The organism is Brevibacillus sp. M2.1A (genome assembly GCF_013284355.2).
In the GTDB taxonomy this organism is placed as follows: Bacteria; Bacillota; Bacilli; order Brevibacillales; family Brevibacillaceae; genus Brevibacillus.
Window position 1 is genome coordinate 17958 of record NZ_JABSUY020000001.1, and the last position, 25301, is coordinate 43258.

28 protein-coding genes are annotated in these 25301 nt (G+C 48.9%); all 28 read right to left on the reverse strand.

The features are described from left to right. Positions 1-68: 68 nt before the first annotated feature. Positions 69-803: a M23 family metallopeptidase gene (locus HP567_RS00075; protein WP_173610482.1), complete on the reverse strand. Its 735-nt coding sequence runs from the start codon at positions 801-803 to the stop codon at positions 69-71. An 87-nt stretch (positions 804-890) separates the two neighbouring features. Further along, the gene (gene spoIID / locus HP567_RS00080) at positions 891-1907 is read right to left on the reverse strand and encodes a stage II sporulation protein D (protein WP_173610481.1); all 1017 of its coding nucleotides are present in this window, start codon (positions 1905-1907) and stop codon (positions 891-893) included. Between the two features lie 173 nt (positions 1908-2080). Continuing rightward, positions 2081-3406, reverse strand: a complete 1326-nt coding sequence (gene murA / locus HP567_RS00085) for a UDP-N-acetylglucosamine 1-carboxyvinyltransferase (RefSeq protein WP_016740202.1) — start codon at positions 3404-3406, stop codon at positions 2081-2083. Positions 3407-3424: 18 nt separating this feature from the next. Beyond that, positions 3425-4168: a YwmB family TATA-box binding protein gene (locus tag HP567_RS00090; RefSeq protein ID WP_173610480.1), complete on the reverse strand. Its 744-nt coding sequence runs from the start codon at positions 4166-4168 to the stop codon at positions 3425-3427. 97 nt (positions 4169-4265) lie between these two features. After that, positions 4266-4496, reverse strand: coding sequence for a DUF1146 family protein (locus HP567_RS00095; protein WP_047069796.1), 231 nt, complete (start codon positions 4494-4496; stop codon positions 4266-4268). Between the two features lie 104 nt (positions 4497-4600). Next, complete coding sequence (gene nuoN / locus HP567_RS00100) at positions 4601-6133, reverse strand: NADH-quinone oxidoreductase subunit NuoN (protein ID WP_173610479.1); 1533 nt, start codon at positions 6131-6133, stop codon at positions 4601-4603. A 3-nt stretch (positions 6134-6136) separates the two neighbouring features. Next, on the reverse strand, positions 6137-7669 hold the full coding sequence (locus tag HP567_RS00105; protein WP_173610478.1) for a complex I subunit 4 family protein: 1533 nt from the start codon (positions 7667-7669) through the stop codon (positions 6137-6139). Then, positions 7662-9575 (reverse strand): NADH-quinone oxidoreductase subunit L, encoded by a 1914-nt coding sequence (nuoL, locus tag HP567_RS00110; protein ID WP_173610477.1) that lies wholly within the window; start codon positions 9573-9575, stop codon positions 7662-7664. Before nuoL ends, HP567_RS00105 begins: the two co-directional genes overlap by 8 nt. 27 nt (positions 9576-9602) lie before the next feature. Further along, positions 9603-9914 (reverse strand): NADH-quinone oxidoreductase subunit NuoK, encoded by a 312-nt coding sequence (nuoK, locus tag HP567_RS00115; RefSeq protein WP_007722089.1) that lies wholly within the window; start codon positions 9912-9914, stop codon positions 9603-9605. After that, entirely contained in the window at positions 9911-10420 is a 510-nt protein-coding gene (locus HP567_RS00120) for an NADH-quinone oxidoreductase subunit J (RefSeq protein WP_173610476.1), read from the reverse strand. Before HP567_RS00120 ends, nuoK begins: the two co-directional genes overlap by 4 nt. A 1-nt stretch (position 10421) precedes the next feature. Further along, positions 10422-10835: an NADH-quinone oxidoreductase subunit NuoI gene (gene nuoI, locus HP567_RS00125; RefSeq protein WP_007722093.1), complete on the reverse strand. Its 414-nt coding sequence runs from the start codon at positions 10833-10835 to the stop codon at positions 10422-10424. Positions 10836-10970: 135 nt separating this feature from the next. Further along, positions 10971-11978 (reverse strand): NADH-quinone oxidoreductase subunit NuoH, encoded by a 1008-nt coding sequence (gene nuoH, locus HP567_RS00130; protein WP_173610475.1) that lies wholly within the window; start codon positions 11976-11978, stop codon positions 10971-10973. Next, positions 11978-13126, reverse strand: coding sequence for an NADH-quinone oxidoreductase subunit D (locus HP567_RS00135; protein ID WP_173610474.1), 1149 nt, complete (start codon positions 13124-13126; stop codon positions 11978-11980). Before HP567_RS00135 ends, nuoH begins: the two co-directional genes overlap by 1 nt. Before the next feature lie 3 nt (positions 13127-13129). Next, positions 13130-14542, reverse strand: a complete 1413-nt coding sequence (locus HP567_RS00140; protein WP_173610473.1) for an NADH-quinone oxidoreductase subunit C — start codon at positions 14540-14542, stop codon at positions 13130-13132. Then, positions 14539-15057 (reverse strand): NuoB/complex I 20 kDa subunit family protein, encoded by a 519-nt coding sequence (locus tag HP567_RS00145; RefSeq protein WP_007725455.1) that lies wholly within the window; start codon positions 15055-15057, stop codon positions 14539-14541. The genes HP567_RS00140 and HP567_RS00145 overlap by 4 nt, the downstream gene beginning before the upstream one ends. Next, entirely contained in the window at positions 15048-15419 is a 372-nt protein-coding gene (locus HP567_RS00150) for an NADH-quinone oxidoreductase subunit A (protein WP_015893615.1), read from the reverse strand. Before HP567_RS00150 ends, HP567_RS00145 begins: the two co-directional genes overlap by 10 nt. A 293-nt stretch (positions 15420-15712) precedes the next feature. After that, a complete protein-coding gene (locus tag HP567_RS00155) occupies positions 15713-16453 on the reverse strand; it encodes a DUF6042 family protein (protein ID WP_173610472.1) in 741 nt (246 codons plus the stop codon). Positions 16454-16673: 220 nt separating this feature from the next. Continuing rightward, complete coding sequence (locus HP567_RS00160; RefSeq protein ID WP_137031981.1) at positions 16674-17072, reverse strand: F0F1 ATP synthase subunit epsilon; 399 nt, start codon at positions 17070-17072, stop codon at positions 16674-16676. Between the two features lie 27 nt (positions 17073-17099). Beyond that, entirely contained in the window at positions 17100-18509 is a 1410-nt protein-coding gene (gene atpD, locus HP567_RS00165; RefSeq protein WP_015893618.1) for a F0F1 ATP synthase subunit beta, read from the reverse strand. A 48-nt stretch (positions 18510-18557) separates the two neighbouring features. After that, the gene (gene atpG, locus HP567_RS00170; RefSeq protein WP_173610471.1) at positions 18558-19421 is read right to left on the reverse strand and encodes an ATP synthase F1 subunit gamma; all 864 of its coding nucleotides are present in this window, start codon (positions 19419-19421) and stop codon (positions 18558-18560) included. A 74-nt stretch (positions 19422-19495) separates the two neighbouring features. After that, the gene (atpA, locus tag HP567_RS00175) at positions 19496-21007 is read right to left on the reverse strand and encodes a F0F1 ATP synthase subunit alpha (protein WP_173610470.1); all 1512 of its coding nucleotides are present in this window, start codon (positions 21005-21007) and stop codon (positions 19496-19498) included. A 43-nt stretch (positions 21008-21050) separates the two neighbouring features. Next, positions 21051-21578 (reverse strand): F0F1 ATP synthase subunit delta, encoded by a 528-nt coding sequence (locus HP567_RS00180; protein ID WP_173610469.1) that lies wholly within the window; start codon positions 21576-21578, stop codon positions 21051-21053. After that, on the reverse strand, positions 21575-22078 hold the full coding sequence (atpF, locus tag HP567_RS00185; protein ID WP_015893622.1) for a F0F1 ATP synthase subunit B: 504 nt from the start codon (positions 22076-22078) through the stop codon (positions 21575-21577). Before atpF ends, HP567_RS00180 begins: the two co-directional genes overlap by 4 nt. Before the next feature lie 114 nt (positions 22079-22192). Beyond that, the gene (gene atpE / locus HP567_RS00190) at positions 22193-22414 is read right to left on the reverse strand and encodes a F0F1 ATP synthase subunit C (RefSeq protein ID WP_015893623.1); all 222 of its coding nucleotides are present in this window, start codon (positions 22412-22414) and stop codon (positions 22193-22195) included. 55 nt (positions 22415-22469) lie between these two features. Next, positions 22470-23285, reverse strand: coding sequence for a F0F1 ATP synthase subunit A (gene atpB, locus HP567_RS00195; protein ID WP_106779513.1), 816 nt, complete (start codon positions 23283-23285; stop codon positions 22470-22472). 67 nt (positions 23286-23352) lie between these two features. Further along, complete coding sequence (locus HP567_RS00200) at positions 23353-23721, reverse strand: ATP synthase subunit I (protein WP_173610468.1); 369 nt, start codon at positions 23719-23721, stop codon at positions 23353-23355. Between the two features lie 11 nt (positions 23722-23732). After that, positions 23733-23942 (reverse strand): AtpZ/AtpI family protein, encoded by a 210-nt coding sequence (locus tag HP567_RS00205; protein WP_026134010.1) that lies wholly within the window; start codon positions 23940-23942, stop codon positions 23733-23735. A gap of 137 nt (positions 23943-24079) precedes the next feature. Continuing rightward, positions 24080-25270: an acetyl-CoA C-acetyltransferase gene (locus HP567_RS00210; RefSeq protein WP_173610466.1), complete on the reverse strand. Its 1191-nt coding sequence runs from the start codon at positions 25268-25270 to the stop codon at positions 24080-24082. Between the last annotated feature and the right edge of the window lie 31 nt (positions 25271-25301).

The following is a 25301-nucleotide window of genomic DNA, read 5'->3' on the forward strand; positions in this document are numbered from 1 at the left end:
GTTTGTACAACACGCAAAAAAACACCCGCAATTGTTGTATTTTGCAGGTGTTTTTCTACATTCATTGGTTATTGATTTTTTACTTCCGTATCAGCCTGAATCAAGTATTGTTCTGGATTGACAGGCTTTTTATCGATGCGAACTTCGAAGTGAAGATGTGCGCCAGCGTCTTTTTCAAAGGTGTTGCGTCCAGCAGACCCGATTACTTGACCTTGTGTCACTTCATCGCCTGGTTTGACTGTTACGCTTTCCAGACTTTGATAGACCGTAATCATTTTGTCTGCGTGCTCAATCTCAATCTCGTTGCCGACAAGTGGATCGTTCACCACTTTTACCACTTTGCCCGCAAGAGCTGCGACGACATCAAAGCCCTTGCCATCCGTGGATACGAGGTCAATACCTGTGTGTGGATAGAAGGAGTTGTCAAAGCTCACCAATGCTTTTTGCTGACTCTCCTTAGAGGCTTTCTCATCGTAGTAGTTCATGCCCACATTGTACTGTACGCCTTTTCCTACTGGCCAAGCGAGTGGTTGTACGCCACTTGTAGCAGGTACTGCTTCTTCGTTTTGCGGTGTAGTCGTCTCAGGAGCTGCAGGAGTTGTCACTGCCACGCCATCTGTGCCATTCGTCATTTTGGATACCGTGTCCATGACATTGCCCTGATACCACATCACAAAAGCGAGAATGATTGCTGCGGTGCCGATGTAGATTGCAGGAAACGCCCATTTCTTGCCCAAAACTTTTTTCCAAGAACTTGCCTTCTTGAATGGAATCGGTTGATTTTGATTTTTTTGATCTTCCATTTTATTCATCACCTCATCCCTCAGTATCGCCAGAATTTTGGCGTATAAACCTGAGAGAGTAGGGAAAAGTAAAAATTTGCATCGCTTTTAAGCTGGGATGACCCTTTTATACTCTTGCAGACTAATTCCTTGATAGAAGTGTTTGACGATTTGCTCCGCGCTTTTGCCGCTTTTGGCCATTCCATTTGCTCCCCACTGGCTCATCCCGACACCATGACCGTACCCTTTGGTCGTAATGAATACCTGATTGCCGCGCAAGTCCAACGTAAAGGAAGAAGAATTCAAATTGAGCTTTTCACGAAACTCTCTTCCTGTAAATTCCTTGCCGCCAATGCTGATGGTTCCTACGCGATTTCCGGTTGTACGCGATTCGATCCGATACCAGGAACCATTGGTAGAGGCCTCCTGCGTGAGCTTGACGCCCAAATTCTTTTCTAGCTCCACCGTGGACATGACGACCGTTTCCTCATAGCGAGGAGATTGAATATCCCAAGGACTCGCAACGCTCTTCAAATAAGGAATGGGCTTTTCCCAGTATTCATCCGAGTTCTCTGTAAAACCATTACTGGTGGAAAAAAACGTCGCGTCAATGGGCTCGTTCTGGTAGGTCAGGATAATCCCTGCTGTTGCCATCACTGCTTGCTGGATGCGTTTGTTTTTCCATTCGTACTGGTCTCCCCAACGCTCACGCCGTTGCACTTCATCCATATAGACTTGATGCTGCACCGTATCCAAGACCTGCCCGCCTGAGGGCACATCATCAAACTTGCCCTCTTTTAATCGGCGCACGATATAGGTTCTGGCCGCCAACGCCTGTGCTTTTAAAGCCTCCAGCTCAAACTCGGCTGGCATTTCTGCCGCTACGACTCCCGTAATATACGTTTCTAGCGGCAATGTTTCCACGGTCTTTTTTTCTGTACGGTACACCTTTACCGGCAGAGAGGAAGCGGATTCCTTCATCGCTGGTATGGCAGGCTCCGAGACGGCCACAGTTGGCTGACTGACAGGGCTGATTGCTGGTGAAAACCAAAAGACCAGAGCAGCAGGCATCAGGACGAGCAAGATCGGCAAAGCGATAAACCACATGAGTAGATAGCGTTTCATGCAAGAGATCCTCCCCGTTACGTACTAGACACGAAAAGTCTTAAATAACCTACTAAAGTCTATGTTCAGTAACAGAGCGGTAGAACGAGAGAATGAGAGAGTCGAGAGAACGAAAAAAAGACCCCCTGCATCCGCAGAGAATCTTTCGTTTTGCCATATGGTTGACGCATTTATCAAGCAAAATTAGGAGAGAAGCTTACTTTGATGGTTTCGGAAACGGCTTTTTCACGAGCCTTTTCTTCTGGGACCACGCGTTCTACATCTGCTCCCAAAGCCAGCAGCTTTTCCGTAAAGTTCACGTAGCCACGGTCAATATGGTGCAGAGCAGAGACCTCAGTCTCTCCTTCCGATACGAGCCCAGCCAGTACAAGTGCTGCACCAGCACGCAAGTCAGTTGCTGCTACCTTGCTGCCTGTCAGCTTGGAACCGCCTTCGACGATGGCACTGCGGCCTTCGATCTTGATGTTCGCATTCATGCGGCGGAACTCTTCCACGTGCATGAAGCGGTTCTCAAATACTGTTTCGGTCACAATGCTCGTTCCTTCTGAAACAAGCAAAAGCGCCATCATTTGCGACTGCATATCTGTCGGGAAGCCAGGGTATGGCAGCGTTTTGAGGTCAACTGCTTTCAGTGGGCCAGTGCGGCGTACACGAATGCCGTTTTCTTGCTCCTCAATGTCCACGCCCATTTCACGAAGCTTGGCGGTCACGGATTTGAGATGATCGCAAATCGCACCTTCCACAAAGACGTCCCCACCGGTAATCGCTGCAGCCACCATGAAAGTTCCTGCTTCGATACGGTCAGGAATGACACAATGTGTGCAGCCCTTCATCTTTTCCACGCCTTCGATGCGGATCGAACCTGTACCCGCACCGCGGATTTTTGCTCCCATTCTGTTCAGGAAGTTCGCCAAATCAACGATTTCCGGCTCTTCTGCCGCATTTTCGATCAATGTGGTTCCCTCTGCCAAAGCAGCGGCCATCATAATATTTTCTGTTGCACCGACGCTAGCAATATCCAGGTAGATTTTCGCACCCTTCAATCGTCCTTCTACCGTCGCTTCAATAAACCCTTGTCCGATTTCGATTTTGGCTCCCATAGCCTCAAACCCTTTTAGGTGCTGGTCGATCGGGCGTGTACCAATGGCACATCCACCCGGAAGAGCGACACGAGCTTGTCCTTTTCTGGCTAAAAGCGGCCCCATCACGAGGAAAGATGCGCGCATTTTGCGGACCAGTTCATAGGACGCTTCTACACTCGTAAGCTTGGAAGCATCGATCGTCAGCACTTCATGATCATATGTAAGGGAGATTCCCATCGATTTCAAAAGGTCGCATATCGTCCGGACATCGTCGAGGCCTGGTACGTCTGAGATGACGCAAGTCCCTTCTTCTGCCAAGATAGATGCTGCAATAATAGGGAGTACGGCATTTTTGGCGCCAGATACTTTTACATTTCCAGCCAATGCCTTACCACCACGGACAATAATTTTATCCAATGTGTACCCCTCCGCGTGCTAATATTCCACAGTGATGATTGGTGTACCTACCGTAATCCATGTTCCAGAATGGCTGTCACGATGCGTAGCCACCTGTAGATTCATCTTTTGACCGTTTAACGCGATGAATGATTCCCACATAGGGGTATACCCTGAAATGCTGACAACCGTCTCATCTTGCAAACGTTCTAATTCTGTTGCCTGGAGAGTACCAAAAATCGACAATATTTTACCCTCCTGTTGGTCAACACCCATCTTAACATTGTACAATCCGCGAATACAAGTGCTAATTTGCGGAATAAAGTCGGCGCTTTGCAGGGCATTCGTGAAGGTTTCCTGTACTTGTCCAATATATAGTAGCGAATCACGGCTTCCAGATAACTGAAGTACTAGATATACAGAAAATGCTCCATTTTTAGGCACTCCTGTCACCTCGTAGCTCAGATCCACGCCGTTTTGTGTGTATGTAGTCCCATATGCGAGTATGTTGTGTTTACGCGATTGTTCGCTTGGGGAAAACGGAATCTCAAGTTGTTGTGCCCATTTCATCGCCAACTCTTTTACTTGTTCAGCACGCAGGCCTTCTCCCATCGCCGTACGCATACGTACCTGAACCGATACACCCGTTGCGCCTGTTTCTTCTAGTACTTTCATCATTTCTGTCACAACCGGCTTTTCTTCCTTTGCTTGTACAGGCATCCAATACACGGCCCCCATCACGAGCAATAGAGCCAGCACACACCAACCAGACCATTTCCCCATTGATATCCTCTCCCTATGCTTACATGTATCTCTTTGTACTTCTCATTTTGTACATGTAGCTGGGTGGATATACCAGCGAATCGTCGTCTTTGGGTATTTAGTTGAACAAATTCCCGAATGTCAGGGACCAGCCCAAGTAATCAAGGAAAAAGCGGGACAGTTCATATCCAATCACAATGGAAAGAAAAATTTGCAACAGCTTCGCCTGAGCACCATTTGGTTTTTTCAAAATTTTATCAAAGCGAAAGGATTGCAACGCCCACCAAGCGAGCCCAATAAACGCAATCGATAAAATGATGCTCAACAAGCCATATACTTCTTGTGACATGCTAGTTACCTCCTCATTGCCCAACCGAGAATCATAGAAAAAGGGACGGCCCGATCACGAGCCATCCCTTCTATTGTACCTGAAGTGCTATTCAGTTACGAGTATCACTGAGAGCTGGGAGAGAGCATGTTGCCAAAATCAAAGGACGGATTGAAATGAATCTGGATATAGTCGGTGACCAGACCCGGGAAAGCCCCGAAGAATACGGTAGCGATTGCCATGATGAGAATAAACGTCCAAATGCCTTTTGGCACAACCATCGGTGCTTCGGTTGTCCCAGGACGCATGTACATCTGACGAATAATCCCAAAGTAGTAGTAGTAGGAAATGACGCTGGTGATGATCATAATTGCCGCCAGCCAGTAGTTTTCTACCACTAATGTACCCATGAACAGATAGAACTTCCCGAAGAAGCCAACCGTAATCGGGATACCTGCCAAGGACAAGAGGAAGATGCTCATCGCGATTGCCATCACAGGCGAGCGATGGTACAATCCGGCGAATCCTTTCAAATCCTCTGTCTCTTGCTCACGAGATACAACCATAATCACAGCGAAAGCACCAAAGCTGACCAGCAGGTAACCGAACAGATAGAAGATCACTTCGCTGAAAAAGAGAGAGGTCGGCGGTACAAACGGCACGAGCAAATAACCCGCTTGCGCAATACCGGAGTAAGCCATCATACGTTTGACGTTTGTCTGCCTGAGCGCCATCGTGTTTCCGATAATCATCGAGGCCGCTGCCATCAGCCCCAGGTAGAGGCTTCCCTCTTCGAAAAAGAACCGTCCTGATCCCGTTCCATCGGAAACGTTGAAAAACGAGATCATCATTACTCGAAAGATCAGCGCGAACCCTGCTGCTTTTGACACAACTGCCAGAAAAGCAGTGACTGGGGTAGGAGCACCCTGATAGACATCTGGCGCCCACATGTGGTTAGGCGCTGCAGATATTTTGAAGGCAAGACCTACTGCGAGAAACGCAAACGCCGTATAGACAAGGAACTGATAGCCCGCCATTCCCGCTTCTGCCAACCGGAATGAGATTTCATAAATATGTGTGGTTCCCGTGAGTCCGTACACGTACGACATCCCAAACAGGAGCACAGCCGTGGCAATACTTCCCGAAACGACGTATTTGAACGCCGACTCGTTGGAAAGCCGCGATTTTTTTCGCAATCCGACCAGTACATAGGACGAGAGAGACAATAGCTCCAGTCCCACGAACAAGGTAATCAAGTCAGCCGAAGAAGCCATGACCATAGCCCCGAGAAGCCCGGTCAGCAGCAAATAGTAATACTCGCCTCTGTGCTGGACTTCCCCCGATTTCAGATAGGACAGCGAGATGAGAATGGCAAAAGCTGTCCCTGCCAAGAAAATCAGCTTGAACGCATTGCCGTAATCATCGATCCGGATCATGTCGATCATGTAGCTATATGGCTTATCGAGAGCATTCATATTGATGATCACAAAGATCGCCGCAATGACCGTGCCCAGGAAGGATAGCCAACCGATGACCTGCTTGCCAAGACGCTTGCCCGCAAAAAGGTCCAGCAGTGATAAAAAGGTAGCAAAGCCAAGAATGATAAACTCGGGCAGAAGGTAGCTCCAGTCATATGAGAAAATATCTTTAACCTCCATGGATTACCCTCCTATTCCCGTTACGATAGGTACGATCGTTTTCAGCGCCTGCTGCATCGGATTCCCCAGAACTGCCGGATAAACCCCGATGAGAATAATACATCCCAACAGAACTACCATCGGAATAACTTCCATCGGCTGTGCATCAGCAAGTCCTGTACATCTGCCTGGAGTAGGGCCAAAAGTTGTTTTCAAGATCGCTCTGAGTAAATACACCGCGGTGAGGACAATCCCGATCGCTCCCACTGCTGCCATTACTGGCAAACGACCAAACAGACCGAGGAAGGCAAAGAACTCACTAATGAATCCGGACATGCCCGGAAGTCCGAGTGAAGCCATCCCGCCTGCCAACAACACGCCGCTGACAAACGGCATGGATTTGGCTAAACCGCCCAAATCGTCGAGCAACGATGTCTGTGTCCGATCCCAAATGACACCGATCAAGAAGAAGAGCAGTGCTGAGATAAAACCGTGAGATATCACCTGGAACATCGCTCCCTGAAACCCGATCGTGTTCATCGAAGCGAAACCGAGCAAGACGATACCCATATGGCTGATACTGGAGTAAGCCAGCACCATTTTTAAATCCTTTTGTACGAAGGCCAGCACAGCCCCATACAAAATGTTGATAATCCCCAAAACTGCCATCCACGTAGAGAAATCGTAGGCCTGCTCCGGGAAGAAGCCGATTCCCATCCGCAAAAGGCCGTACGCCCCCATCTTCAGCAAAATACCGGAGTGAATCATGACGATTGAAGGTGGAGCCTGTACGTGAACGCGTAGCATCCACGTGTGGAACGGAAATACGGGCAGCTTGATCGCAAAAGCGATGAACAGCGCTAGGAAGATGCCAAAACGCATTTCCGGCGTAAGGATTTCGGTTATCGGATGCCCTGGTGTCGTCAGGATCGCCGTGATTTCATCGATATTGAGCGTCCGCATGATGACAAAGATCACGATGAAAGCCAGCAGCATGATCCCTGAACCGATTCCGTTATACAACAGGAATTTGTTTGCTGCTTGTTCGCGCTCCCCATATCCCCAAATCCCGATGAGGAAGTACATCGGTACGAGTGTCAGCTCGAAGAAAATGAAGAACAGAAACAGATTGTCTGCAGCAAAGACTCCCAACATGCCGATCAGCAGCAGGTGAAACAGGATAAAATACTCCTTCTGCCTCTTCTTGATCTGCCATGAAGCAATTGCTGCAAGGGTACCGATAATCGCCGTCAGCAAAATCAATGGCATCGAAATACCATCTACACCGAGTTCATAGTTGATCTCAAAAGCAAAGACCGTGCCTGCCTGAGCCATTCCAATCGGAATCGAAATCCAACTGTGCTTTTCTACGAACTGCAGATTGGCTGTCTCGTAATCAAACATGCCGAACATCCAACCTGCCAAGATAAGTGCCGGCAACGTTCCAAAAATCCCGACCTGCTTGATCACACCTGCATGTCGACTGGGGATAAAAGCCATGACGAGAATCGCCAGCAGCGGAGAGAACACCAGTGATGACAAAAGGATATTACCCAAAGAGTCCACCTCCCTTGGCCGTCAAACTGATGGCGATGATCAAGAGTAACAGACCGAATATGACCATTGCTCCATAGGATTGAATCTGCCCACTTTGTACTCTTGCGTGCAAAGATCCGATTCCCTGGGTGATTTTTGCTGTCAATCCAACCAAACCGTCCACAATGTACTTATCAAATACATCTAGGACAAATCCAAGCCAGCCTAATGGACGAACAATGACGTTGTGATACAGCTCATCGATGTAGTACTTCTTGTATGAGAGCTGATAGAGCCACGGCATTGTTTCTGGAATCGTGTCCGAGGAGATGGATTTCTTGCCGTATATCAGGTAAGCCAGCACGACTCCAAGAATAGAGATCAACAGTGCCACAATCTGCAACCAAGCGGCCGCGTGCTCACTGCCTTCCACAAAAATGCTCGTGATTGCCGTACCTGTTTTCGTTGACAGCAACCAATCAGAGAGTAATGGCGCGTACGGTGTATTCACAAAGCCCGCGACAACCGCAAGCAATGCCAAGACCAAGAGCGGACCAGTCATGACTCCTGGAGATTCGTGAGCTTCGTGCTTGCCACGTGCCTTCCCTGCGAATGTCAGGAAGAACAGACGGAACATATAGAATGCCGTAAAGAATGCTGCTAAGAGCGCGATGAACAGCAAATCGTAGCGATGTGCTCCGTAAACAGCCCCCAGAATCGCTTCTTTCGACCAGAAACCAGCGAACGGAAAGATTCCCGCAATCGCCAAGCAACCGATCAAGAAAGTCAAAGCGGTGATCGGCATCTTTTTCCACAAGCCACCCATTTCGAATACATTCTGCGTATGTACGGCATGGATGACACTACCTGCTCCCAGGAAGAGCAGTGCTTTGAAAAAGGCGTGAGTCATCAAATGGAAGGACCCTGCTACATAACCAGCAGCACCAGCTACACCCAATGCCAGCATCATGTACCCGAGCTGACTGACTGTGGAATATGCCAAGACACGCTTGATATCCCGTTGGGTCAAGCCGATCGAAGCTGCAAATATGGCGGTGAATCCTCCTACATACGCCACAACTGTCAAAGCCGTATCGGATGCGATAAACAGCGGATAGGTAGCAGCGACCAAATAAACACCAGCCGCAACCATCGTTGCCGCGTGAATTAATGCCGACACAGGTGTTGGACCTTCCATGGCATCAGGCAACCACGTATGAAGCGGAAATTGACCTGATTTTCCCATGGCCCCAACGAAAATGAGAATCGCCGCGAGCGTAATCATCCATGGTTCCAGTCGTCCGAGTGCGATACTCTCAAAAATTGCTCCGTACTCAAAGCTTCCGGTCCACCAGAACAACAGACATATCCCGATGAACAAACCAAGGTCCCCGATGCGTGTAACGATAAAAGCCTTTTTGGCGGCTGCTTTTGCCTCTCTCTTGAAGTAGTAGTAGCCAACGAGCAGGAAGGAGCATACCCCTACCAGCTCCCAGAAAATATATACTTGCAACAAATTAGGCGAGATGACTAATCCCAGCATGGAGAATGTGAACAGCGCCAGGTATTGATAGAACACCGGAAAGCGTTCATCCCCTTGCATGTAGCCTTTGGAGTAGATTTGGACCAACAGACTGACTAATGTCACAATGACGAGCATCATGGCATTCAGCGGATTCACTTCGAAGCCCATGTTGATCACGATATCGCCAATATGCAGCCAATCTATCACATAATTGTAATCGGTTCCCCCACCCTGGAATCTCTCCCAGAAGATGAGCACTGCAATTCCAAAAGAAACAGCCGTCAGGGTAATGCCCACTATGGCCGCTCCTTCTTTCAATTGGCGACCAAATGAGACGATCACGATGAAAGCAAGAAGCGGAAACAGAGGGATCAGCCAGGCGTAGTGCATTAGAGTATCCATCTTTGTCCTCCTTTTCAGGTTTCCCTCTTATCGTTTCATTTGGTCCATTTCATCTACATTCACAGTCTCCTTGTTGCGGTACAGCGCAATCAGAATCGCTAACCCTACGGCAACCTCGGCAGCTGCAACCGTCATCGTGAACAAGGTAAAGATTTGTCCCGTCACGGATGGATACAGACCGAACTTGGAAAAGGCGACCAGGTTAATATTTACAGCATTCAGCATCAGCTCGATTGATAACAAGACGACGACCGCATTTCGTTTCGTCAATGCGCCATACAGGCCTACACAAAAGAGAATCAGAGCGACCATTAAGTAGGAGGAAATACTTACTGTCATTCGTTATCCCCCTCCTTTTTCGCCATGATGATCGCACCGACCAATGCGACCAGCAACAGAACAGACAACAGCTCAAATGGTATGACGAATTTGGTGAATACTTCGATACCGATTTCTTTGGCATTGTCTACAGGAGCATCTGCAGGTGGCGGTGGCGCAGGCCATGGTGTATTTTGCACACCCCAGAACAATAATCCGAACAGAACGATTACGAAGAGCAGGATAAAACGGTTTTTCCATGTCCGGCCTGTTCCCTCATCGTTCGCATCGTGCTTGGTCAGCATGATTCCAAAGAGCATCAAAATGGAGATAGCCCCTGAATAAACCAGAATTTGTGCGACCCCGACGAAATCCGCTCCCAACAAAACAAACAGACCTGCAATGCTGATAAACGTAACGCCCAATGAGATGACCATGTGGACGACGCGCGTAAAGCTGATCATAAACACCGCGCCACCGATCGTCAGAAGGGACAGGATAAAAAAGGCAACGAATTCACCTGTCATACTAATTCTCCTCCCTGACGTTCGTATTGTTGTCGTCGAGCCATTTCAAGTTTTTGTACAATTCGTCCCGGCTATAGGCAGCCAGTTCGAAGTTGTTTGTCATCACAATTGCTTCCGTAGGACAAACCTCTGTACACAGATCGCATAAAATGCATAACTCAAAATTGATATCGTACGTATCGATAATCTTTCCCTTTTTCTCCGGATCAGGATGGGGCTTCCCTGTCAGTTGAATACACTCCGTCGGACAAATGCGTGCGCATTGGTTGCAGACGATGCATTTTTCAGGAGAAAAGTGCTGAATACCGCGAAAGCGAGGCGGCATTGGAAAGGGCACATCCGGATAGAAGTGGGTTACTTTTTTCTCCGTGAGCTTTTTAAATGTATACCCCAGGCCTTTGGCCAGTCCTAGCATGTGTGTCACCCCTCAGAATTTGAGAACTTGGCTGCACCACGTTTTTGACGAAAGCAAGCTTTTGACGAAGCAAGCCTATGGCGAAGCCTGCGCTATGAAAACAGTGGGACGTAGTCGTTTTCGATCAAGTCGCTACTAGAACATGCCATTTTGGTAAGAAACCACTACGGCTGTGAGCAGGATGTTGAACAATGCCACGGGCAACAGCACTTTCCAAGCAAACGACATCAGTTGATCGACACGTAAGCGCGGCATCGTGGCGCGAATCCAAAACTGGAGGAAGACGTAAACAGAAAATTTAAGGATAAACCAAACGATTCCCGGAATGAAGTCCAATGATGGATGAATCGGCAACCAACCACCAAAAAAGAGAATCGTGATCAAGGCACCCATCCCGAACATGTACACATACTCCGCCAGCATGAACATCGCAAAACGGAAACCCGAATACTCGACGTGGTAACCGCCAACGAGCTCCGACTCTGCTTCCGGCAAGTCAAATGGCGTACGATTCAGCTCAGCCTGGGCAGCAATGATAAATACAACAAATCCGATAAACTGCGGAACAATATTCCAGACATCCTGCTGCGCATAGACAATATCCTCGAGATTCATGCTGCCCGTCAATAGAACGATCCCCACCACGGACATGACCAGCGGTACTTCATAGCTGATCATCTGCGCAGCGGAGCGGAGACCCCCGATCAGCGAGTACTTGTTATTCGAGGCCCAGCCTGCCGTGATTACGCCTAATACGGTGATCCCAGACAAGGCAATATAATACAACAGCCCTATTCCCAGATCAGCGAACTGAATGCTTTCCGAAAAAGGCATGACCGCCAATACGGCAAAAGCAGGGGCATAGGCTAATATTGGTGCCAGAGTGAACAATGCTTTGTCAGCATGTTGCGGTCGAACATCTTCCTTTAATAGCAGCTTGGCAACATCCGCAACCGTCTGGAGAAGTCCCAATGGACCTACTCGATTCGGCCCGATGCGCAGCTGCATCCACCCAATCACTTTTCGCTCAAAGTAAATAGCGTACGTAACGAACCCCAACACGACAGCAAGTAGTAAAACTGCCGCTATGATAAACCAAAGCGTGGTCCCCCATGAGGGGGCTTGCTGCAAGAGAGTATTCATTAACAGTCAACCTCCCCGAGCACGATGTCGATACTGCCCAGGATGGCAACCATGTTCGCGAGGTTTTCCCCCTGCAACAGCTTAGGCAGAATTTGCAGATTGGTAAACGAAGGCCGTCTGAACTTCAATCTCCACGGTTTATCCTTGCCTTGACTGGCAATGTAGCAGCCAATTTCTCCCCGCGGTGACTCGATGCGCACATATGTCTCCCCAGCAGGCGGGCGAATCACACGTGGCACTTTGCCCATGACTTCGCCTTCACTCGGAAATTGCTCCAATGCCTGCTCGAGAATTCGCAGAGATTGTTCAATTTCTGCCATGCGCAGATGATAGCGCGCCATGCAATCTCCCTCAGTCGCTGTTGGCACGTCAAATTCAAAACGATCGTAAATACAATACGGTTCGTCTTTGCGCAGGTCCCACTTGACACCAGTCGAGCGGAGCATGACACCAGATAGCGAGTAATCCAATGCCGTTTTTGTATCGAACTTGCCAATCCCTATAAGACGGTTGATAAAAATCTCATTCCCTGTCACCAGCTGGTGGTAGTTATTCAATTCTTTCTTCATGTACTGGACAAATTCTTTGGCTTTGTCGATCCAGCCTGGAGGTGCATCCCATTTCACTCCACCTACGCGCATGTAGTTAAAGGTCATCCGCGCCCCGCACAGTTCATTAAACAAATCGAGGATCGTCTCCCGATCACGGAATGCATATAGGAAGGGCCCCATCGCACCAATGTCCAGGAGATACGTTCCCCACCAAACCAAATGGCTCGCTACCCGGTTCAGTTCCATCGCAATCAATCGCAAAAACTGAGCTCGCTCTGGAATCTCCAACCCCATCATCGTTTCGACTGCGTGACAGAGAACGTAGTTGTTCGTCATGGCGGACACGTAGTCCATACGGTCTGTATACGGAATAATTTGCGTGTAGGTCAAGTTTTCTGCCAGCTTCTCTGTACCTCGATGCAGGTAGCCCATCACCGGAATCGCTTCTTTAATGGTTTCCCCATCGATTTTTACTACCAAACGAAATACTCCGTGTGTACTCGGATGCTGTGGACCTACGTTTAATAACATCTCTTCCGTACGAAGTCCTGTTTCAGAAGAGGTATCAACATGAGTCGTGAGGATGTTATGGTTCATCTGCTAAACCTCCTCGTCGTATTGCACATAATCTTTGCGCAGCGGATACCCTACCCAATCATCCGGCAACAGGATTCGACGCAAATCCTTATGTCCCGGGAAATGAATACCCAAAAGGTCAAAAGTCTCTCTTTCATTCCAATTTGCGCCATGCCAGAGGTCCATTACAGAAGCAACTTTTGACTCTTCTCTGCTCGTTTTGACCTTTACTGCCAAGCTTTGACGATTTTTGTAGGAATAAAAGTGGTAGTATACCTCCAGGCGATCCTCGTAATCGACACCGTGAAGATCGGACAGGTACTCAAAACTCAATTGCTCATCATCTCTTAAAAATTGGGCAACTTGATGCCAACGTTCATTTTGAATGGTGAGAGTTGGAACTTCCTTACCTAGCTCGTTAATATACGAAGCCTCGATAACTTCCTGTCCAAACGCTTCGGAAATTCGTGAAACGTATTTATCAAGATAGGGCTGGTTTTTGGAAGGCACTTTCAGCGCTTCCTCTGCCGGGGTCTCATCCCCAGTTGCTTGCGTTGCTTTTGCCTTCGCTGCTGCTGCGGCGGCTGCTTTGGCTTTTGCGGCAGCAGCGGCCTTCGCCTTGGCATCGTCATCACCGGATTCATCGCCGCCTGCTTCACGAGCGGCTTTTGCCTTAGCAGCAGCTGCGGCGGCAGCCTTGGCTTTTGCGGCAGCGGCGGCCTTCGCCTTGGCATCCGCATCTGGAGCTGATTCTGCCGTATCGGCTCCGTTTTCCGCAGCTTCTTTTGCTTCCTTCGCTGCTTTTGCCTTGGCTAGTGCTTCTGCGGCAGCCGCTTTCTTGGCTGCGGCTTTTTCCTCAGGCGTCATTTCCGACACTGGCTTTGCTGGCGGTGGAGTAGCTTCCGCCTGTTCCTTCGCTGCTTTTGCCTTGGCAATCGCTTTTGCCTTGGCAATCGCTTCAGCCGCTGCCGCTTTCTTAGCTGCGGCTTTTTCCTCAGGTGTCATTTCTGACACAGGCTTTGCTGGCGGTGGCGCAGCTTCCGCCTGTTCCTTCGCTGCTTTTGCCTTGGCAATTGCTTCAGCCGCTGCTGCTTTCTTCGCTGCGGCTTTTTCTTCAGGTGTCATTTCCGACACAGGTTTTGCTGGGGGTGGTGCAGCTTCTGCCTGTTCCTTCGCCGCTTTTGCCTTGGCAATCGCTTCAGCCGCTGCTGCTTTCTTCGCTGCGGCTTTTTCTTCAGGTGTCATTTCCGACACAGGTTTTGCTTCCGGAGCAGAGATTTCCTCTTGTGGCTCTTGAGATGCCTCCATTGGGCTCGCCTCTTGGGAAGCTTGTGCTTCCTGTTCTCTTAATTTTCGCAAAGCTTCGGCCTTGGCACGGGCTTCAGCCGCTGCCGCTGCCTTTTCCTCCGGCGTCGGCTTGCGCTTCTCGTCGCTCATAGATTGGTCACCTGCTTCCCAGTCTTCGCTTCGTAACGGATTTTTTCTTGGAGCTTATTGATTCCGTAGATCAAAGCGGCAGGGTTAGGCGGACAACCCGGAATATATACGTCGACAGGCACAATCTGGTCTACACCTTTTACCACGCTGTACGAGCGCACGTACGGACCTCCCGCTGTCGCACAGGAGCCCATGGCAATCACCCACTTTGGTTCAGGCATTTGATCATACAGCCTGCGAAGCAGTGGTGCCATCTTTTTCGTGACGGTCCCGGCTACGATCATGACATCAGATTGTCTTGGGGATGCTCGAAAAATAACACCAAACCGGTCGAGGTCATAACGCGCCCCACCCGTTCCCATCATCTCGATTGCGCAACAGGCCAAGCCAAAAGTTAATGGCCACAACGAGTTGCTGCGAACCCATCCCTTCACTGTTTCCAATGTCGTGAACATGACGTTGCGATTCAATTCCTCTTGCAATTCAGGCGCAATGCTTGTCAGGTCTAGTTCCATTCCAGCACCTTCTTTCTCCACGCGTAAATCAATCCTACGACGAGCAAGGATATAAAGATGACCATCTCGACTAAGGCAAAGAGCCCCAGTTCTTTGTAAGCGACGGCCCACGGATACAGAAAGAGTGTTTCTACATCAAAGATGACAAACATGAGGGCAAAGATGTAATACTTCACGTTGAAACGCACCCAACTGTCACCAACAGGAATGTTACCGCTTTCATAAGTAGTTTGCTTCTCCCGTGTCGGTTTCTTTGGACGAAGTAATGGACCAACAAAACTGACTGTAGCCACGGGCAACAACACACCAAGAATCAAAAAGATCGCGACAATCACATAATTGTTGGTATAGATGTCACTCACCCACGTTCCCTCCGCTCTTGAGAAAGGTATGAATCGTCTTGCGCTGTCCTCCAGAAGAAGTCGAGACTCCCTCAAAAGGGTACTGCTCGCAGCGTCAAAGGTGTAGGTATGAACGCTGTCGCTGCTAGAAAAAAATACCTTTATCATTATAGCAAATTGCCAATAGGGTGTCTAACGAAAGCCTTCCTTTTGTGCCATATAAAGGGAAAAAACTCAGAGATTTCCCCCTGAGTTTTTCCAGCATAGTATGATGACCAAACGAATATGCCCGTCTGGCTCTCTTATTCTCTTAATTATTGAACGTTGTTTGAAAATTGCTGTCCAAGGAAGTCCTCGTAAATACGTTCCCATACAATCGTGAAGTTCATCTTCTCGTCTTCTGGGATTTCCAGCATATTTTCAATCGCATCTTCCATATATGGAGTCAGCTTGATCAGAACCTCTGCCAGCATCTGGTCATTTGTGTTCAGCAATTGCTTCATTTCTGCTTTGGACATGCTGAACGTATTTTCTTCTTGCTCGTGCAGCTTCATTACGAGGCGGCTAAACATCGGATGCACCAATGCTTCCAGTTTAATATGAGCCAACGCAAGAGATTCTGCTTCACTCAGCTTGAACAATTCAGATGCATCTGGGAATGGATAAACCGGTACATCCCAGGCATCTTCATTATCGATTACCAGTCCCCACTTCACGAAAAGTTCAATTGCTTCGTCAAGAGATGTCGGATATGCATATTCGGAACGACTCATGAATGCTTTGAATCTGTTCAACAGGTTTACATAGCCTTTAAAATCCTCTTCAGACTTAAAGCCTTCTTGAACAGGCTCAGTGAATGTGCCTTTCAATGCATCGAACTCGTCCAGAGCTTTTCTCATCTCTTCTTTAGACTCATGCTTCGTTACCACATAGCACATTGCTTGGAAAAGAACATTCATTTCATGAGATAGCACGCTTGTCCAGCCATTTGCCGCAAAGCTGCTAGGAATCACTACGCCATCTTGATTGTGGCGGATATCGCGAACGGTTTGCATCAATTACACTCTCCTTTAATCCCAATAGCCAATGCCGCTTTTTCCCGCTGTTTATCATGATAACGTAGCTCGTCGGCAGGGCATTAGGTCTATTATACACAGAAACATTAGGCAATTACCAACTGGAAATATCATGCCCGATTACCATGGTTCATCATTCATCGCCTATAACCGAAAAATCCCCGCAGCCACATGGGCGCGGGGATATCAAGCTTACGCTTTACTTCGATACGTCGAGACGTGCCATCGCACGTTGCAGCGCGCGTTCTGCACGCTTGACGTCGAGCTCGGCATATTTCTCAGCTAAACGCTTTTCAGCACGCTCTTTCGCAGCCTTCGCGCGTTCAACATCGATGTCTCCCGGCAATTCAGCCGTTTCAGCAAGGATGGTCACTTTATCGCCGCGCACTTCCATGAAGCCGCCGCTTACAGCCATCTTTACTTCTTTATCGCCTTCTGTCTTAATCCGAACTGGCGCTGTTTTCAGCGGGGTTACCAACGGCATGTGGTTTGGCATAATACCAATTTCCCCTTGCAAGCCGCGAGCAATCACCATTTCAGCCTGACCGCTGTAGACAACCCGTTCAGGAGTTACGACTTCAACTGTCATCTTACTCACTTACTCGTCTCCCCTTTCCAGGGTGTCTTACGCCATTTTCTTCGCTTTTTCTACCGCTTCTTCAATTGTACCTACGTACAGGAACGCGCCCTCTGGCAAGTGGTCATGCTTACCTTCGAGGATTTCCTTGAAGCTGCGAACAGTTTCCTTCAATGGCACGTATTGGCCTGGGTTACCAGTGAACTGCTCGGCAACGTGGAAGGACTGGGACAAGAAACGTTGAATGCGGCGTGCGCGTCCAACTACTTGCTTGTCGTCGTCGCTCAACTCGTCCATACCGAGAATCGCGATGATATCTTGCAGTTCTTTGTAACGTTGCAGGATTTTTTGAACGCTACGAGCCACATCATAGTGTTCTTGTCCTACAATATCAGGAGCCAGAGCACGGGAAGTGGATGCGAGTGGGTCTACCGCAGGGAAGATACCCAACTCAGCGATGGAACGCTCCAAGTTCGTTGTAGCGTCCAAGTGAGCAAACGTAGTAGCAGGAGCCGGGTCAGTGTAGTCATCCGCTGGTACGTAGATCGCTTGAATGGACGTTACGGAACCTTTTTTCGTGGAAGTAATACGCTCTTGCAGCTGACCCATTTCGGTAGCCAATGTTGGTTGGTAACCTACCGCAGATGGCATACGGCCCAAGAGAGCGGAAACTTCGGAACCCGCTTGAGTAAAGCGGAAAATGTTATCAACAAAGAGAAGAACGTCGCGGCCTTCTTCATCACGGAAGTATTCCGCCATAGTCAGACCAGTCAACGCTACACGAAGACGTGCACCAGGCGGTTCGTTCATCTGACCGAATACCATCGCGGTTTTCGGCAGTACGCCTGCGTCTTTCATCTCGTGGTACAGGTCGTTACCTTCACGGGTACGCTCACCTACACCAGCGAATACGGAAATACCACCGTGCTCTTGCGCGATGTTGTTGATCAGCTCTTGAATAGTAACGGTTTTACCTACACCCGCACCACCAAACAGACCGATCTTACCACCCTTGATGTACGGAGCCAAGAGGTCAATAACTTTGATACCTGTTTCCAGGATCTCAACAGTCGTTGCTTGGTCTACGAACTCAGGAGCTTTACGGTGAATTGGGTCACGACGATCTACTTGACCAAGTTCTTGCAGGTCGATCGGCTCACCCAATACGTTAAATACGCGTCCGAGGGTAATTGCACCCACTGGAACGGAGATAGCTGCACCGGTATCAACTGCTTCCATACCACGAACCAAACCGTCAGTGGAAGACATTGCAACGGTACGAACCAAGTTATCGCCCAAATGAGTAGCAACCTCAACAGTCAAGTCGATGTCGCGCTCACCGGCACTTTGTGCTTTATGTTGAATCTTGATCGCATTGTAAATGGCAGGCAGGTGTCCGCGGTCGAACTCGACGTCAACAACCGGACCCATTACCTGAACCACACGTCCATTCGCCATCTTACTTCTTCCCTCCTGTAAAGCTAAATTGGGAGCTATTCGCTGCCACTAAGCCTGTGCGTTTGCACCTGCAACGATCTCGGAAATCTCTTGTGTAATGGCTGCCTGACGAGCACGGTTGTAGCTCAACGTTAAACGGTTGATCATATCCGTAGCATTGTCTGTCGCGTTGCCCATTGCAGTCATACGGGAACCTTCTTCAGAAGCTTTTGCTTCGAGAAGTGCACTGTAAACCAGTGTTTCCGCATATTTCGGCAACAGGTCCGCCAATACTTCTTCCGAGGACGGCTCATACTCGTAATTGATTGCGCGCGCATTGTTGCTCTCGGGAGCTTCCAATGGCAGCAATTGTTTTACGGTAGGTATTTGCGAAATTGCACTTTGGAACTTGTTGTAGCACAGGTACAGTTCGTCAATCTGCTCATTCTCGAACATTTGGACTGCTGCACCGGCAATTTTCTTGATATCAGCAAAGGCTGGGCTGGTTGGCAGACCTGTCACTTCCTCCAAAAGCGGGTAGTTCCGTTTGCTGAAGAAGTCACGACCTTTGCGGCCAATCACAAAAATACCGTATTCATCCTTGGACTTGTGCTTCTCGTTAATGGTATTTACCACTTTACGGAGAATGTTGGCATTGTAACCCCCAGCAAGTCCACGGTCGGAAGTGATGACAATATAACCAGTCTTTTTCACCGGACGATTTTGCAACATTGGATGCTTGGAACCAGAGGTCCCACTCGCGATGCTTGCGATCACTTCCTGGATCTTGTCAGCATACGGGCGTGCCGCCTCAGCTTTATCCTGGTTACGGCGAAGCTTCGCAGCCGCCACCATTTTCATCGCTTTCGTGATTTGGCGCATATCTTTTTTACTTTTGATACTGCGTCGAATCTCACGTATTCCTTTAGCCACTCGTTTTCACCACCTTGAGGACGCATGCACGGGCAAATCGCCCGGCATGCATCTGATGTCTATCAGGTTAACGATTAGCGAGTTACCGAAAAGCCTTTTTTGAACTCTTCGATCGCTGCGTTGAATTCTTTTTCATCTGGAAGGTCTTTCGTTGTGCGGATGTGCTCCAACAGTTGCGGTTTGTTGGAATCCAAGAAAGACAACATCTCTTTCTCAAAACGGCGCACTTCTGCTACTGGAATATCATCCAGGTAACCTCTTGTAGCGCTATAGATAGAAGCAACTTGCTTCTCAACAGGCATTGGATCGAACTGACCTTGTTTCATGATTTCCATCAAGCGCTCACCACGGGTCAGACGAGCTTGGGTCGCTTTGTCCAGATCGGAACCGAACTGAGCAAACGCAGCCAACTCACGGTATTGAGCCAACTCGAGCTTGAGTGGACCTGCTACCTTTTTCATCGCCTTGATTTGCGCGGAACCACCTACACGGGATACGGAAAGACCGGTGTTAACCGCTGGACGTTGACCTGCGTTGAACAAGTCTGTCTCCAGGAAGATCTGACCGTCCGTGATGGAGATCACGTTCGTTGGAATGTATGCGGAAATGTCACCCGCTTGGGTTTCGATGAATGGCAGAGCTGTAATGGAACCAGCACCCAGATCATCAGACAGTTTCGCAGCGCGCTCCAGCAAGCGGGAGTGCAAGTAGAATACGTCACCAGGATATGCTTCGCGACCTGGAGGACGACGGAGCAAGAGGGACATTTCGCGGTATGCAGCAGCCTGTTTGGACAGGTCATCGTATACGCACAGAACGTGTCCGCCTTTGTACATGAAGTACTCAGCCATTGTTACACCTGTATATGGAGCCAGGTACAACATTGGAGCTGGGTCAGACGCAGTAGCAGAAACGATGATTGTGTATTCCAGAGCCCCTGCTTTACGCAGAGTTTCTACGATGTTTGCAACGGTAGATTGCTTTTGACCGATTGCAACGTAGATACAAATCATGTCTTTACCTTTTTGGTTGATGATCGTGTCGAGCGCCACTGCTGTTTTACCAGTTTGGCGGTCACCAATGATCAACTCACGCTGTCCACGACCAACTGGGATCATCGCGTCAATCGCTTTGATACCTGTTTGGAGTGGTTCGTGTACGGATTTACGTGCCATAACACCAGGAGCTGGGCTCTCGATTGGACGGAAACCGTTATTTGCGATAGGGCCTTGACCATCGATTGGTTGACCCAGTGGGTTTACAACGCGGCCGAGCAGCGCTTCCCCTACTGGAACTTCCATAACGCGGCCGGTACGTTTTACAGTATCGCCTTCCTTAATGTCGCGGAAAGGTCCCATAATAACGACACCCACGTTATCTTCTTCCAAGTTGAGTACCATACCCATTACGCCATTTTGGAACTCGAGAAGCTCCCCTTGCATGGCCTTTTCCAAACCGTGAACACGAGCAATACCGTCACCTACTTGGATGACTGTGCCTACATCCACAACTTCGATTTCAGATTTAAAGTTAGCGATCCGCTCTTTAATGAGGGAGCTAATCTCTTCTGGTCTGATTGCACTCACTTAATTCACCCCATTCATCCAACTTCTTAAAAGCCATCGAACTTTACGCTTTTTGCGCAAAGGTTTCCAACTTCGTTTTCAAGCTGCCATCGTACAGACGGTCGCCAATTTTGATAATAATGCCACCGAGAATCGCTGGATCTACGACTGCTGTCATACGCAGCTTTTTATTCAGCGTTTGTCCGAACTTCTCAGCCAGCTCATTTTGCTCTTCAGTAGAAAGCGGCTTTGCACTTGTCACAATCGCATCTGCAAATCCACGAGCTTCGTTCGCCAATTGTACAAAAGAACGGTAGATATCAACCAGATCAACTTCGCGTCCGTTCTCAATCAGGACGTTCAGAAAATTAAAGGCTTCTTCCCCTACATGGCTTTTGAACAATTCGTCAGCGAGCGTAGCTTTCGCATCTGCTGCGATGTGAGGGTGCAGCATGATCTTTTTCAGATCTTCATTGCCTTCAACCGCTTCCACGATTGCACCCAGGTCTGCTTCTACCTGATCAATCTTGCTACGTTCACTCGCTACTTCAAAGAGCGCACGAGCATAGCGTTTTCCTACTGCGCTACTCATAGGCGATCTCCCACTTGTGCGAGAAATTTATCAACAGTAGACTTTTGAGCTGCTTCGTCCAGTTCTTTCTCGATGATCTTGGAAGCCAAGAGCACGGACAGGCTGGTCATCTGCTCACGCAGTTCGAGTTTTGCTTTTTCCACTTCACGCGCCAGTTCAGCACTTGCTTCCGCTTTCATACGCTCGGATGCAGCTTGTGCTTCTGTCACGATTTTGGTTGCTTCATCAGACGCTTGCTTTGCAGCGCGGTCAATGATTGCTTTCGATTCTGCACGCGCTTCATCCAGCACGCGACGTTGCTCAGCTAGAAGAGCTTCCGCTTCAGTGCGGTTCTTCTCAGCTGAGGAGATTTGACTTTCGATATGCTGACGACGTTTTTCCATGATCCCTACGATCGGGCCCATAGCCAATTTACGAACAAGCAGCAACAACAACAAGAACACAATTGCCTGGGTTAACAGCGTTCCCCATTCCAGGGATACCGCTCCAAAGTCGAGCATTCGTTTCACTCCTTCCTGCGAAAAGAAAGATGTATCATCAAGGTTATTAGTTGTCTTTGTCAAAAATATAGGCGGGTATCAAGTGCCCGCCTATTGTTACTAAATGCTCGCTGATTACAGGCGACCGAAGAGAATGAAACCGATCGCTACAGCGATGATCGGAACTGCCTCTACCAGACCAAGACCCAGGAACATGAGACCCATCAGGCTACCACGTGCTTCTGGTTGACGAGCTACGCCTTCAATTGTACGAGAGATTACCAGAGAGTTACCAATCGCTGCGCCAAGAGCAGCCAGACCAAATACGATACCAATTGCAAGAGCCAAACCTTCCATTGTTTAAAAACCTCCTTAGTGTTTAAAAAACGAAAATAAAATCGGGTAAGCGAAATTAGTGTTCTTCATTCACTTGCTGTGACAGGTAAACCATCGCCAGCGTTGTGAAAATGAATGCCTGTACGGAACCAACGAACACTGAGTAGCCCAACCACAGGAACAGCGGAATGCTTCCGAAGATCCCTACACCCAGCAGGAAGGCGATCAAAACCTCACCCGCAAAGATGTTACCGAATAGACGCAAAGGCAGCGTCAACGGCTTGATGATGAACTCCTCCAGAATGTGAATCGGGTTCAGGAATGTATGTTTCAACCATCCGCCGAAGCTCTTCTTGATGCCCAGATAGTGAGCGTAGAGAAGAACGATGAACGCCAGAGCGAAAGTTACGCTTGGAGTCGCTGTTGGTGATTTCCACCAGCCAATGACAACGCCATGCGAGGACGGATCGGTAGAGTTCAACTCTTCTTCAAGCTTGGCCATCTTTTGTTGCTTCATTTGTTCATTCGTGGAAGCCGTCAACATGTCTTTAACCTTTTCACTTACTTGATGGTCAGGACCGTTGTGGTGAGCCGTGTTTACGTTAAATACGAGACCCAGTTGGTTTCCAAGGAAAATGTAAAGGAACAAAGTGAGTGCCAGCGAGACAAAGCCCGCAGCCTTCTTCGGTGTGATGTAGCTTTTTGTAATGCCGGTAACGAAGTCCACAATCCATTCCATCACGTTTTGCGCGCCGCTTGGAGTTGCGGAGGTCAGGTTGCGGGTCATCCCGATACACAGCAAAAGCACCACCAGAGAGGTAACCAAAATCATGAGAATAGTGGAGATGTCAAATACCATGCCCAACCATTCAAACCGCAGAGAATAATGCATGTATTTCACCCCTTTCTTCCGCGCGAGTCTATTGCTTACGTACGTGTAAAGAAAAAATATCTACTATCTATTTAAAGGAGCGATACACAAATAGGAAACTGAGAATCTGAAAGAGGAATAAACCTATCAACACGCCACCGATTCCAAACAAATGAGGAAAACGCATTGTCAAAAAGACTGCAAAGCCTGCCACAGCCAGTCGCTGCAACATACCAGTCCCTTTTGGCCGGACATTTGAATCAACAGCCATCTGACCTATGCGCCAGGTTTTGCTGAAGAGGACCGTGCCATTCACCAAACTGCAAACCATCCCAAGCAGGAGGCTTTGCAAAAAGAAACGATACGATGGCAACACCGCCCAGAGTATCGAGGCAATTGCCATACAGAAAAAGGCATAGCGAAACGTGGATCGCATTGCCGAAGAAAACGTTTGCATGTTCCATCTCCCTAGAGGTAACCGCGAACGATGCGGTAGACGCTATACACGCCTATTCCTAATCCCGCGAGCAGCCCAACCATCAAAAAAAGCGGATTGGTAGAGAAAAGACCATCCAAGTATTTTCCCAGAAGGACTCCCGAAATCACGCAAACGGCCATATCGACACCGATCAGGGTGACCAACGTGATCGCTCGCCACGGATTATCCAATTTCGACACAGAGTAACATTCTCCTTTCATACATAAGGAGAGGGCTGGTGTCAAGTGCCCCTTTGCCCTCATTCATATTAACGAAGAATTATTCCCTTTGTCAACGTTCGGCTCAGTCTGTACACAAAGCGTTCACAATTTAAAATTTAAATTTTCTCGACAATTGTAGAGACCCCTTGTCCACCGCCGATGCAAAGAGTCGCTAACCCATATTTTACCCCTTCGCGTTTTTGCAATTCATGCACGAGTGTGACCAGGATTCTCGCGCCACTCGCACCAATTGGATGCCCCAAAGCAATGGCTCCGCCGTTGACATTCAGCTTCTCACGATCAAAGCCTAGTGCTTTGCCTACAGACAGCGATTGGACGGCAAAAGCTTCATTTGCTTCGATCAAGTCGATGTCAGCAATCGACAGACCCGCTTTTTCCAGTACGCGTTTGGTCGCAGGAACTGGACCGTACCCCATGATACTTGGATCAACACCTGCACTCGCATTGGCTACAATACGGGCGAGAGGCTTCACGCCCAGCTCTTCTGCTTTTTCGCGTGTCATAATCAAGAGAGCTGCTGCTCCATCGTTGATGCCAGATGCATTCCCGGCTGTCACGGTTCCATCCTTTTTAAATGCAGGCTTTAATTTGCCTAGCGCTTCGGCCGTCACGCCAACGCGCGGGAATTCGTCTACGGCAAACAGCACCGGATCACCCTTGCGTTGCGGGATTGGAACCGGCACGATTTCTTCCTGAAAACGACCACTAGCGAGCGCTTGCTGAGCCTTTTCCTGGCTCCACGCTGAAAACTCATCCTGCTCTTCGCGTCCGATTTCGTATTTGGTGCAGAGGTTCTCTGCTGTAATGCCCATGTGGTAGTCGTTGAAAGCACACCACAGTCCGTCACGAATCATGGAGTCTACTACTTTCTGGTCTCCCATGCGGTAGCCTGAGCGCGCACCTTCCATTAAATAAGGTGCCTGACTCATATTCTCCATCCCGCCAGCCAAGACAACTTCTGCCTCACCTGCAAGGATTGACTGCACAGCCAGATGAACGGCTTTTAGACCTGAACCACAAACCTTGTTGATTGTCAGGGAGGGAACTTCATGAGCAAGGCCCGCGTGAATAGAAGCCTGGCGCGCCGGGTTTTGACCCAAGCCTGCTGACAATACGTTCCCCATAATCACTTCATCGACCGCATCCTTGGAAACACCTGCACGCTCTAGCGCTGCTTCCAGTACAATCCCGCCCAGCTTTGTCGCGCTGACACCTGCAAGCGTTCCTTGAAAGCTACCTATAGCAGTGCGCACAGCACTCGCAATGACGATTTCTCTTTGACTCATCTTCCACACACCCCTCGAATAAACAGGATAG